The following is a 12,017-nucleotide window of genomic DNA, read 5'->3' on the forward strand; positions in this document are numbered from 1 at the left end:
GGAAAAACCGGGCTTTTTTTATTTTTTATGCCTTTGGATCAAGACCTGCATCACCTCATCCAATTCATATCCTTTGGCCTCCAATAACACCAAATAATGAAAGAGTAGGTCGGCAGCCTCCCCTAAGAACAACTCTTTGTTATCATCTTTTGCTTCTATAACGATCTCTATCGCTTCCTCGCCTACTTTTTGAGCCACCTTATTGATCCCTTTTGCAAATAGGGATGCGGTATAGGATTGATCTGAAGGATTGTTTTTTCTATCCTTAATAATTGCTCTAAGTTGATCGATAAATCCCGTTTTGGTTTGATTCACTTCAAAAAAGCAAGTATCAGCTCCAGTATGACAGACCGGACCCCGTGGATTAGCCTTCACCAAAATTGAATCTCCGTCACAGTCCACAGCCAAACTCACCAGTTCCATGAAATTTCCGGAAGTTTCCCCCTTTGTCCAGAGTCGGTTTTTGCTACGGCTGAAAAAAGTCACCATACCGGTTTCTTGAGTTTTGGTCAGGGCTTCCTCATTCATATAGCCTTGCATCAGCACTTTTCCGCTTATGGCATCCTGAACAATTGCCGGCACCAAACCGTCCATTTTTTCAAAATCAATATTCATGTCTTTTATTTTTGAAGCTCCTTAAGATGTCCGGGAAATCCTGACTAAATCTTGGGAGTTTTCTTTTTAACCTCAGTTTCTAATACTTATACCTTCTTTTTTCAGATAGGATTTGAGTTCGGGAATTGGAATTTCCTTGAAATGGAAAATACTCGCTGCCAAAGCCGCATCTGCTTTCCCGAAGGTAAACACATCCTTGAAATGCGCCATAGCACCGGCTCCACCTGAAGCAATCACCGGGATGCTCAGCATAGAGGAAATCTCCGCAGTAATCTCATTGGCAAAACCGGCCTTGGTTCCGTCATGATCCATTGAAGTCAGTAGAATCTCCCCTGCTCCCCGGTCACATACTTCCTTGGCCCACTCCTGTGTTTTCAATAGGGTTGGCTTTCTGCCCCCATGAGTATGGACAAAGTCAATTCCGTCCACATTTCGGGTATCTATTGCAACTACAATACATTGAGAGCCAAATTCAGCTGCCATTTCATCCACCAGTTTAGGATTGTGGACAGGAGCAGAGTTGATGGAAATCTTATCGGCGCCAGCATTCAGTAGAATTTTAACATCCTCCACGGTGGAAATTCCTCCACCAACTGTAAATGGAATATTGATGGCCTTGGCAACTTTGGTAACCAAATCCGCCAAGGTTTTTCTTTTATCTACTGTCGCAGTAATATCCAAAAAGACCAGCTCATCCGCCCCTTCGTCAGAATAGATTTTTGCCAGTTCGACCGGATCACCTGCATCCCGAAGCTGAACAAAGTTGACACCTTTGACAGTACGGCCATCCTTAATATCCAGACAAGGTATAATTCGTTTGGTAAGCATATCGATTCTCTAGATTATTGAAAGGAAGCCAATTCCTCCAGCGTCACTCTTCCCTCATAATAGGCTTTGCCTACAATTGCCCCGTAAACTCCGATTTTTTCGAGTTCCTCCAAGTCCCCAACGGATGAAACTCCTCCACTGGCAATGAGTTTCACACCGGGAATTTCTTGCAAAATCTCTTTATACAGATCCACTGAAGGCCCTTGTAGCAAGCCATCCTTAGCCACATCGGTGCAGATCACATAGCTAATTCCTTTCGCTACAAACTCCTTTATAAAAGGGATCAGGTCAACACTCGTCGTTTCCTCCCAGCCTCCAACTGCAATTTTTCGGTTTTTTGCATCGGCTCCTAAGATTATTTTTTCACTGCCGTATTTACCAATCCAGCTTTCAAACAATTCCCTGTTCTTAACAGCGATACTTCCCCCAGTCACTTGGTTGGCTCCCAGGTCAAACGCCTTTTCAATTTCGGAATCGGCCTGAATCCCCCCTCCAAAATCAACTTTTAGATCGGTATTATTACAAATCCTTTCCAAGACAGAACCATTAACAATCTTCTTTGCCTTGGCTCCATCCAAATCCACCAAATGAAGATGTCGGATCCCCACGCCTTCGAAGCGTTTTGCCATTTCGAGCGGATCATCGTGGTATTCTTTCTTACTGCTGTAATCGCCCTGACTTAGACGAACACACTTACCTCCAATGAGGTCTATAGCGGGAATGATTTCCATGAATTAGAATAAATATATCTGCCTCATCTTGTAGGCAAACCAGGTTATAGGTTTAGAAAATTGGACAAGAGCTTTTCCCCAGTAAGGCTGCTCTTCTCCGGGTGGGCCTGAATAGCCCAATAATTATCCCTGTGCAAAATAGCCGAGAAATCATGGATATAATGCGTAGTTGCTAGAGTATATTCACTCAACTCAGCATAATAGCTGTGAACATAATACACAAAAGGGTTTTCCGGGAGATCCCTCACAAGAGGATCATCCGCCAGGTTTTCAAGCTCATTCCAGCCCACATGTGGTACTTTAAACTCTTGGGTGTTTTCGGGAACAAACCTTTTCACCTTTACGGGAAAAATTCCCAAACAGTCCGTGTTGTTTTCCTCTGAATGTTCGCAAAGCAACTGCAGTCCTAGACATACACCTAAAAATGGCTGTTTCAGCTCTTTAATAAGCTGATCTAACTTACGCTCCTTCAGGTATTCCATTGCAGTTTTTGCCTCACCCTGCCCTGGAAAGACCACACGATCAGCGGCTCTTATTTTTTGGGGATCATCCGTAAGTTCGGCCTCAGCCCCCAGGCGTTCCAATGCATATAGCACCGATTTAACATTGCCTGAATTGTATTTGATTACTGCAACTTTCATTTTTTAGATAATTGCCGGATGACCGGAGACCGTTTTCCATACAGTCATCCAGCAATCGGCGGTTAATTTTCCAATTTTTCCTGAAGCATCTCTTCCAATACCTCTTCGATTTCGGGAAGGGAATTGTAAAGCTGCTCAAAACTTTCAATCACAAAATATTTATCCTGGAAGCGATCTTTCCAGTATTCCTGGCTCATTATTCTCCTAACATCGTAAGGGTAATGAGCAGGTTGATCCGAAAGGCTAAACTTGGTCTCTCCAGCCGAACTCAAGATTCCTGCTCCGTATATTTTCAGTTCACCGCTCTCTCGAATGAGACCAAACTCAATGGTAAACCAGTAAATCCTACTCAGCAATTGAATCGCCCAAGCATCCTCAATATGCTTCAAGGCAATACCGGAAAGCTTTTCCAGAAAATCCACATAATGCTGATTAGTCAGCATGGGCATGTGGGCAAATGCATCGTGAAACATATCAGGTTCTTCCAGATAATCTAGTTGCTCCATTTTCCTCAACCAAGTGGAGGAAGGAAAACGCTTGTTATTCAGCAAACCGAAAAACAAATCATCATCAATCAAACCTGGGACTACCTGTACCGCCCATCCTGTCGTTTTAGCGAGTATCTCGTTTAGTTCCTCAAAATTAGCAATGCGATCTGCAGAAAACTTCACTTTCTCCACTCCTTCCAAATAAGCCTTGGATGCAGCCTTGGGAAGGTTAGGCATCTGCCGCTCGAAGAGGATTTGCCATACTTTGAAATCTTCCGAAGTGTAGGCATCATAATCCTGCCTCAGATCTTTTAATCTCGGGTCACTAAAGACCCAGTTTTTTGGTTTATCAATCATCTATATTTGGGTTTATGGTATTTTTCTTAATCTTTTGTCCACTTAGACAACTTTAATCTGCTTTCGGAAAAGCAGGATAACTGAAGTCCTACGAAACAAAAAAGGCCTACACCACAAATGGAATAGGCCTTTTATATTTCTTCAGCAAAAACCAAAGTCATTCCTATTCCTTCAGACAAGGAGGTGGTAAGAATGATGTACGTAGGTTCTTGGCGTCGGATTCATAGTCCAAATTTAATTACCTGAATTTCAATCAACAATTATATTTTATAAAAGGTCGAAAGTTTTTCTCATGGCGAAACTTTGACGGATCCAGGAAATCAATTTGGCACTCTGTGCAAAGTCCAAGGTTTGCTGCCCGTCGGAATAGGCTTTTTCAGGAACCTCATGGGATTCATAAATGATGCCGTCCGCTCCTGCCATCACTCCTGCCAGTGCCATCTGAGGCACAAATTCCCTGATTCCGATTCCATGGGAAGGATCCACAATTACTGGCAGGTGGGATTTCGCTTTTAGGATAGGGACCGCATTCAAATCCAGCGTATTTCGGGATGCACGTTCATAGGTCCTGATTCCCCTCTCACAAAGAATCAGTTTTTCATTTCCCCCGGAGAAAACATACTCCGCAGACTGCAGCAATTCCTCTATGGTACCGGAAATACCTCTCTTGATCATCACGGCTTTATCAACCTTTCCAAGTTCGTCAAGCAGGTTGAAATTCTGAGAGTTTCTTGCTCCCACTTGATACACGTCTACGTAAGGGTACATTTCCTCAATTTGAGAAGTTTGCATCACTTCCGTCACGATCTTGACTCCCGCCTCACTGGCAATGTCATGCCATAACTTCAACCCCTCAATTCCCATTCCACGGAAAGCATAGGGGCTGGTCCTAGGCTTAAACACCCCACCACGCATCATTCGAACCCCATTTTCAACACAGTGGTTGACCACTTTACGGATCTGTTCTTCTGACTCAATAGAACAAGGCCCTGTGATGATGGCCATTTCACCGTCTTTGATACAAACCCCGTCTCCCAAATCAACGGATGTTGGTTTTACTTTCCATTTTTTGGAAACCAGCTTATATTCATCAGAGACAATATGGATATCCAGAATCCCGTCCATCTGACCGATCTTTCGGATATCAAATTCATTTTTGCCTATCCCGATGATATAATCACCCAACTGGGTTTTTACTTCCGTGGTTTTATAGCAAATGCCCTGAACCTGGGCAATCAGTTTTTCCTTTTGGGCTTGGGAAATATCCGGCTGAAGTTGAATAATCATATTTTACTGAATTACTGATTTGATGTATTCCTGAATGTCAGCATTCAGGTTTGCTGAATCTTTGATTTTCTTGATAAATGCTGATCCAATGATAGCGCCATTGCTGTATTGAGAAGCTGTGCTAAAGGTTTCCGCATCTGAAATCCCAAAACCTATGAGCCTGGGATTTTTAAGTCCCATGGCCTTCACCCGCTCAAAATAGGTGACTTGCTCTTCACTGATTCCACTTTTAGCCCCTGTTATACTGTGGGAAGAAACCATGTAAATGAAACCATTGGAATTGGCATCGATTTCTCTGATTCTCTTTTCTGAAGTCTGAGGTGAAATCAAGAATGTATTGAAGAGGTCATATTTTTCAAACATTTCCTTGTAATCATCCAGATACTGCTGCATAGGCAGATCGGGAAGGATCAATCCATCGATACCCACCTCCTTGCATTTTTGGCAAAACTCCTCCATTCCATACTGAATGATTGGGTTTAAATACCCCATCAATACCACCGGAAGATTTATTTTTGCCCGAAAGCCTTTTAGTTGCTCAAAGAGTTTTTTGAGGCTCATTCCATTTTCCAAAGCAATTTGGTTACTATCCTGAATAGTAGGACCGTCTGCAATGGGATCAGAATAAGGCACTCCTATTTCTATAATATCGGCACCACCCGCCTGAATGGCTTCCATTATGGGAAGGGTATCTTCCAAATGGGGAAAACCTGCCGTAAAATAGATTGAGAGCACTCTCTCTTTTTTTGTATTAAATAAATATTGTATTCGATTCATGAGACTTTTGGGAAAATTGAAAGGTTTGGAAATTCGAAAATTGTGAATCGGCAGAATTAGAAGTTGATCATTCTCAATTCATCAATTCATTCTTAATATCCTCCCCATTTGATATAGGTTTCCAGATCCTTGTCTCCTCTTCCAGACAGGTTGACCACGATGATGTCATCTTTTTTGAATTCTATCATATTGAGGGCATGCAAAGCATGGGCAGACTCAATGGCAGGAATGATTCCCTCCAACCTGCTCAGTTCAATACCAGCTTTCATTGCATCCTCATCTTCAACAGCCAAAAACTCTCCTCTGCCAATATCAAAAAGATGCGCATGAACAGGTCCAATCCCCGGGTAATCCAAACCCGCAGAAATTGAATGAGGCTCAATTACCTGACCGTCTTCTGTCTGCATCAAAATGGTTTTTGATCCATGGAGAATTCCAGGAGTGCCCAAGGCTGTGGTCGCTGCTGATTTTCCAGAATGAACACCTAAACCTCCAGCCTCTGCTGCAATCAATCTTACTTCTGGAACATCATAGTAATGGTAAAAAGCCCCTGCGGCATTGGAGCCCCCACCTACACAGGCAATCACTGCATCTGGGTTTTCCCTTCCTTCTTTTTCTTGGAGTTGCCATTTAATTTCCTCGGAAATAACCGATTGGAAAAGTGCCACCATCTCTGGATAGGGATGAGGCCCTACCACAGACCCGATAATGTAGTGGGTATCCACTGGATTGTTGATCCAGGCTCTCATAGCTTCATTCGTGGCATCTTTTAAGGTTTTGGAACCGGAGGTTGCCGGTACTACTTTGGCTCCAAGAATTTTCATTCTTTCCACATTGGGGCGTTGCCTATGAATATCCAGCTCTCCCATGTAAACGGTACACTCCATTCCCATCAAGGCACAAACTGTCGCAGTGGCAACCCCATGTTGACCTGCACCTGTCTCTGCGATGATTCGCTTTTTGCCCAGCCTTTTGGCCAAAAGTATCTGGCCAATGGTATTGTTCACCTTGTGGGCTCCTGTATGGCAAAGATCCTCCCTTTTTAGGTAGATTTTAGCCCCATGCCTTTCGGAAAGTCTGGATGCATAATACAGGGGAGTTGGTCTTCCCACATAATCTTTTAGTAGCATCTGAAATTCCTGCTGAAAATCCGGAGATGCCATGATGGATTCATAATTTTCACGGAGTTCCTCAATATTCGGATGGAGCATTTCGGGAATATAGGCTCCACCAAACTTGCCGTAAAACCCCTTTTCATCTACTCTGATCATAGTCTTCCATTTTTACTGTTCTCAATTCTGAAACAGTTCTTTTTTAAATTTCTTCAATTTCTCAATGTCCTTCAGTCCGGGAGACAACTCAAACTTTGAGTTTAAGTCCACCCCTTCCAGTTGAGGGACTTTGACTTTCAATTCTTTTATGGATTTGGGGCTACTTTCATCCAGCCCTCCGCTCAATAAAAACCCTTTCTCAAAAGGGTAGGTCTCCAAAATTCCCCAATCAAACTGCTGCCCAGAACCACCATGGCCTGATGTAGCAGTATCGAAGAGAAACTTAGTGACATAGGGCAAATACCCTCTCAGATCTTCCCAATGAACCTCCCCTTTTACTGAAACTACTTTCCATAATTCACAGGATGTTTTTTCGAAAAGATTCCTAACGAATTCCGGGCTCTCGTTCCCATGAAGTTGTATCGCTTTTAGGTCAAACTTTTTGATTTTATCAAGAATGACTTCTTCATTCTCATTGACAAATACACCAACCTTCCGAACGGGAAAATCACGAATTTCTGCAGCTGCATCATCCGCAACAAACCGGGATGAAGGGGGATAAAATATCAATCCCATCCAATCCGGTTTCACTTCTGTCAGGAGCTTCCGGATATTCCCCGGTTCACGCATGCCGCAGACTTTGATTTCCATTAGGAATTTTTAGGTTCAGCTGCTGCTTCCAGCAATCTTTTATACTCTTTGATAAAGTTGTAAGCTGCCTGTTGAGGCCTGCTCGACTTCATAAAATTTTCTCCGATCAGGAATCCGTCAAAACCGGCTTTTTTCAATTGAACAAGAGTTTTTGGATCAGAAATCCCGCTTTCAGACACCTTCACAAAACCTGAGGGGATCTGGTTTAGAAGACCAAGAGAGGTATCAATCGAAACTTCAAAGGTCTTCAGGTTTCTATTATTTACCCCGACCAAATCAATCCCATCACAAAGGCTTCTATCCAACTCTTCTCCATCATGCACCTCCAACAATACCTCCAGACCAAGGCTTTTTGCAAAATAGGCCATGGATTTCAACTTTTCCGGCTCCAATGCAGCTGCAATCAACAGGATGCAATCAGCTCCTATGGACTTGGCTTCAATGATCTGGTATTCGTCAACCATGAAGTCCTTTCTGAGTATGGGACAGAAATTATATTTCCGTGCAATTTTCAGGTCCTCGTTGCTTCCACCAAAGTATTCCTTGTCCGTCAGTACCGACATTGCCGAGGCACCTGCCTGCATGTACCCAATGCTGACTTTCTCTACAGAAGCGGAGGCATTAATCAAACCTTTGGATGGGGACTTGCGTTTGAATTCTGCAATAATTCCTGATTTTTCAGGATTGGAAACATACTTTTTCATGGACGCTACTTTCCCATCGAAATAGATGCTTTGCTCCAGCAGCTTTACCGGCACAAGGCTTTTTCGCTCCTCTACCTCCTTGTATTTGTCCGCAATGATCTTTTCTAAAATATTCATAAATAATCTTTAAGCTAATGAAACGGTTGTTTTTGGATTGACCAATCCATTGAAAACCTCGAGTGCTTTACCACTCATCAGTACCTCCCGGGCAATCTCCACTGCTTCCGGGAATTCCAAATTCTCCCGGGCAGTTACAAGGGCCGCTGCCGCATTGGCAATAACAACTGAATTCTGACTTGCTGTTCCTTCACCCTTCAAAACTCTTTCAAAAGTTTTGGCTGATTCCTCAACAGTTTTCCCTCCTTCAATGGATTCTGCTTCTAATTTTTGAAGGCCGATATTTTCCGGATTAAGTAATTTTTCTCCTTTATTGGAAATCATTTTAAAAGGTCCGGTCAGGGAAATCTCATCGTAACCATCAATGGAATGTACAATGGAAAACCTTCCCTCCATTTCCTGATACAAATATCCATACAGGCGGGCAAGCTCTAAACTGAACACCCCTACAATCTGCTTTTTGGGAAAACTTGGGTTCACCATAGGTCCCAACATATTGAAAAAGGTCTTTACTCCAAGTTCTTTTCGAATAGGAGCTACATTCTTCATTGCAGGGTGAAATAATGGGGCATGAAGAAAACAAATCCCTACCTCATCCAGCCCTTTTCGAATCTTATCAATGTCATTGGTAAATTCATATCCGAAATAAGACATCAGATTGGATGAACCGCAGATGGAAGAAACCCCTGTATTCCCGTGTTTGGCTACATTCTGACCTGCTCCTGCTACAATAAAAGAAGACAATGTGGAAATATTGAAGGTGTCTTTTCCATCACCACCAGTCCCACATAGGTCCATGGCATCATATTCAGAAATTTCAACGGGAATACACTGTTCCAGCATAGCCTCCCTGAAACCTCTTAATTCTTCCACGGTGATACTTCTCATCAGATACACAGTCATGAATGCCGCAATCTGACTGGTGTTATAAGCACCGGTGGTCAAATTGATCAGCACCTCTCGGGCCTGATCCTGGGAGAGTGTTTTATGTTCAATTAATTGATTGAGTATTTCTTTCATTGATTTTTATAGGTTGGTATGGGTTTGGGAAATGACTGAATTATTCACTCAGGATTCAAGCCAGTTTTTAATGATTTTGACTCCGTTTTCGGTCAGAATGCTTTCCGGGTGGAATTGCACTCCACGGACATTATACTGTTTATGGCGAATTGCCATAATTTGATTATCCGGGGTGCGGGCGATGACCTCCAATTCAGCAGGTAGGGTGGATTCATCAATCACCCAAGAATGGTATCTACCAATTTTAAACGTATCCGGCATCCCTTCGAAAAGCAAATCTTCTTCAACCGTTACCTGGGAAGCTACTCCATGCAGAACTTCAGAGAGGTTGATCAAGCTAGCTCCAAACGCCTCCCCAATAGCCTGATGCCCTAGGCAAACCCCAAGAATTGTCTTGGTTGATGAATATTTCTTCAACAGGGCAGGCATTATTCCAGCTTCAGAAGGAACTCCAGGACCCGGAGACAGTAATATTTTATCATACTTAGCCACATCCCCCAAGCTGATTTTATCATTTCTAAAGACATCCATCTGGTCTCCATAGCCCAACTGTCTGATAATATATACCAGATTGTAGGTGAATGAGTCGTAATTATCTAAAACGAGGATTCTCATAAATTCAATAGGTTCAAATATTCTCAGCGGCCCGAAGAGCTACTCTCAATGCTTCCAATTTGTTGGCAACTTCCTGCAATTCCGATGGAATGGAAGACTTTGCAACCACACCGGCCCCAGCTTGGAAGCGGAGCTGATTGTTTTCTGATACAAAAGAGCGGATCAAAATGGCATGGTTGAAATCTCCATTGAAGCCTAGATATCCAATGGCTCCTCCATAGAACCGCCGACTAACATTCTCCAGCTCATCAATCAATTCCATAGCCCTATACTTCGGCGCTCCTGTAAGGGTACCGGCCGGAAAGGTATCCGCTACCAGCTGCAAAGGATTAGCCCCTTCAGGCAGTTCTCCAGTTACCTTAGACACGAGATGGATGACATGGGAATAATACTGGATTTCTTTAAACACATCCACGTTTACGCTTACGGAAGAGCGGGACAAGTCATTTCGAGCTAGATCAACCAACATGACGTGTTCTGAATTTTCTTTCGGATCGTCGTATAATTTCCTAGCCAAAGCCGCGTCTTCTTGATCATTTCCTGTTCTTCTGAAAGTCCCTGCAATTGGATAGATCGTAGCTTTTCGGTTATTCACCACAATTTGAGCTTCTGGCGAACTTCCAAACACCTTGAATGATCCGTAATCAAAATAAAAGAGGTAAGGAGAAGGATTGACGGAGCGTAGAGCTCTATACACATTAAACTCATCTCCCTTAAATTCCGTGGTAAAGCGGCGGGACAATACGATTTGGAATACATCTCCTCTGAAGCAATGCTCCCTTCCTGAGTTTAGGATTTTCAAAAACTCTTCATCTGTGTAGTTGGATACTTCCTCTCCTACCTTTTTGAAGGTATAAGCAGGAATGTTTTTGCTATTGAGCAGGGTTTCGATCTCCTCTAGGTATTCCGGATTCTCAGCACCAGCCACCCGATGTTCGAATAAATGCAATTCATTTTTGTAATGATCCACCACGATGATATTCTGATACATGGAATACTGCATCATTGGGATCTCATTAGGCTGGGTCTTTTGAAGCTTAATATCTTCAAACCAGCCCACTGTATCGTATTGGATATAGCCAAAAAGTCCATTGCTGCTAAATTTGAACTTATCCGGAGTAGGATCGAATCTATTCCCAAAAGCACGAAGACTATCCATCAGGGGCTTTTTTGCCTCTACCTCATATTTTATCATTTCACCCGATGGGAGTTTTTCCTCGACCTTTCCCGCATTGAAGCTAAAAGTGGCAAGTGGGTTAAAACATATATAGGAATAGGAGTTTTCCTGACCGTGATAATCGGAACTTTCCAGCAAAATGGGATTGGCAAATCTATCCCTGATCTGCAGGTAAATCCCAACAGGGGTGATCGTATCAGCCAGTCTTTTTCGATAGGTCGTCAGAATAGGAAATTTCAGGTGCTTCATGCTAAGTTTATTTTTGCATAAAAAAAGGCTTACCGGGGAAATCCAGTAAGCCTTTAAGTATTGTTTGCTGCTCTAAAATTTAGGCAACGGCTTTCTGAGCTTTCCCTTGGAAAGATGTAGAATGCCACCACCAATATTTGTTTGCAGTTGTTTTCATATAACTATGGCAAATTTAGAAAGCCTCTCTAATTCACAAAACATATTTTTAAAATTTTACACTTATTTTTGAAAAAAAATCAAACAACAAAGGATGGCAAAAGCAATTTCTCAGTATTTCAAGCGTGTTTTTGAGGATTATCAGGTTTTGGTCATGGTCAATCCTGCTGATTATACAGGGATAGAACTCATCATCCACCCTGATGGATCAGTGGAAAAAACCGAAATGACCTTCGATGAAGAAATTTTTGAAGATCTGGAAGTAGACGAATTCCAGACATGTAGCCCTCTTGAATTTCAGCTTCAGCTAGCCAAAGCCTAAATCGGCGGAAA

Annotated in this window: 14 protein-coding genes; 1 reads left to right on the forward strand and 13 read right to left on the reverse strand. The window is 42.7% G+C overall.

The window, feature by feature from the left end; translation table 11 throughout:
- Positions 1-18 precede the first annotated feature (18 nt).
- From hisIE to P2G54_RS05965, 13 genes are all read right to left on the reverse strand, one after another.
- Positions 19-624, reverse strand: a complete 606-nt coding sequence (gene hisIE / locus P2G54_RS05905; protein WP_275869661.1) for a bifunctional phosphoribosyl-AMP cyclohydrolase/phosphoribosyl-ATP diphosphatase HisIE — start codon at positions 622-624, stop codon at positions 19-21.
- Between the two features lie 63 nt (positions 625-687).
- The gene (gene hisF / locus P2G54_RS05910; protein ID WP_275869152.1) at positions 688-1,443 is read right to left on the reverse strand and encodes an imidazole glycerol phosphate synthase subunit HisF; all 756 of its coding nucleotides are present in this window, start codon (positions 1,441-1,443) and stop codon (positions 688-690) included.
- 14 nt (positions 1,444-1,457) lie between these two features.
- On the reverse strand, positions 1,458-2,174 hold the full coding sequence (gene hisA, locus P2G54_RS05915; RefSeq protein ID WP_275869153.1) for a 1-(5-phosphoribosyl)-5-[(5-phosphoribosylamino)methylideneamino]imidazole-4-carboxamide isomerase: 717 nt from the start codon (positions 2,172-2,174) through the stop codon (positions 1,458-1,460).
- A 44-nt stretch (positions 2,175-2,218) separates the two neighbouring features.
- Positions 2,219-2,815 (reverse strand): imidazole glycerol phosphate synthase subunit HisH, encoded by a 597-nt coding sequence (hisH, locus tag P2G54_RS05920; protein WP_275869155.1) that lies wholly within the window; start codon positions 2,813-2,815, stop codon positions 2,219-2,221.
- A 62-nt stretch (positions 2,816-2,877) separates the two neighbouring features.
- Positions 2,878-3,660 (reverse strand): phenylalanine 4-monooxygenase, encoded by a 783-nt coding sequence (locus P2G54_RS05925; RefSeq protein WP_275869157.1) that lies wholly within the window; start codon positions 3,658-3,660, stop codon positions 2,878-2,880.
- 267 nt (positions 3,661-3,927) lie between these two features.
- Positions 3,928-4,947 (reverse strand): bifunctional 3-deoxy-7-phosphoheptulonate synthase/chorismate mutase, encoded by a 1,020-nt coding sequence (locus tag P2G54_RS05930; RefSeq protein ID WP_275869159.1) that lies wholly within the window; start codon positions 4,945-4,947, stop codon positions 3,928-3,930.
- Between the two features lie 3 nt (positions 4,948-4,950).
- Complete coding sequence (gene trpA / locus P2G54_RS05935) at positions 4,951-5,724, reverse strand: tryptophan synthase subunit alpha (protein WP_275869160.1); 774 nt, start codon at positions 5,722-5,724, stop codon at positions 4,951-4,953.
- A 92-nt stretch (positions 5,725-5,816) separates the two neighbouring features.
- Positions 5,817-6,995, reverse strand: a complete 1,179-nt coding sequence (gene trpB, locus P2G54_RS05940) for a tryptophan synthase subunit beta (RefSeq protein ID WP_275869162.1) — start codon at positions 6,993-6,995, stop codon at positions 5,817-5,819.
- A gap of 21 nt (positions 6,996-7,016) precedes the next feature.
- Positions 7,017-7,646 (reverse strand): phosphoribosylanthranilate isomerase, encoded by a 630-nt coding sequence (locus tag P2G54_RS05945; protein ID WP_275869164.1) that lies wholly within the window; start codon positions 7,644-7,646, stop codon positions 7,017-7,019.
- Positions 7,646-8,467 carry an indole-3-glycerol phosphate synthase TrpC gene (trpC, locus tag P2G54_RS05950; RefSeq protein WP_275869166.1) on the reverse strand — a complete coding sequence of 274 codons (822 nt, stop codon included), beginning with the start codon at positions 8,465-8,467 and terminating at the stop codon, positions 7,646-7,648. Before trpC ends, P2G54_RS05945 begins: the two co-directional genes overlap by 1 nt.
- A 9-nt stretch (positions 8,468-8,476) precedes the next feature.
- Entirely contained in the window at positions 8,477-9,487 is a 1,011-nt protein-coding gene (gene trpD / locus P2G54_RS05955; RefSeq protein ID WP_275869167.1) for an anthranilate phosphoribosyltransferase, read from the reverse strand.
- A gap of 48 nt (positions 9,488-9,535) precedes the next feature.
- The gene (locus P2G54_RS05960; RefSeq protein ID WP_275869169.1) at positions 9,536-10,102 is read right to left on the reverse strand and encodes an aminodeoxychorismate/anthranilate synthase component II; all 567 of its coding nucleotides are present in this window, start codon (positions 10,100-10,102) and stop codon (positions 9,536-9,538) included.
- Positions 10,103-10,115: 13 nt separating this feature from the next.
- The gene (locus P2G54_RS05965; protein ID WP_275869170.1) at positions 10,116-11,528 is read right to left on the reverse strand and encodes an anthranilate synthase component I family protein; all 1,413 of its coding nucleotides are present in this window, start codon (positions 11,526-11,528) and stop codon (positions 10,116-10,118) included.
- Positions 11,529-11,778: 250 nt separating this feature from the next.
- On the opposite strand from P2G54_RS05965, the gene P2G54_RS05970 reads away from it, so the two are divergent.
- Positions 11,779-12,006, forward strand: coding sequence for a hypothetical protein (locus tag P2G54_RS05970; RefSeq protein WP_275869172.1), 228 nt, complete (start codon positions 11,779-11,781; stop codon positions 12,004-12,006).
- Positions 12,007-12,017 lie beyond the last annotated feature (11 nt).

Origin of the sequence: Algoriphagus sp. CAU 1675 (genome assembly GCF_029222925.1) — a bacterium.
In the GTDB taxonomy this organism is placed as follows: Bacteria; Bacteroidota; Bacteroidia; order Cytophagales; family Cyclobacteriaceae; genus Algoriphagus.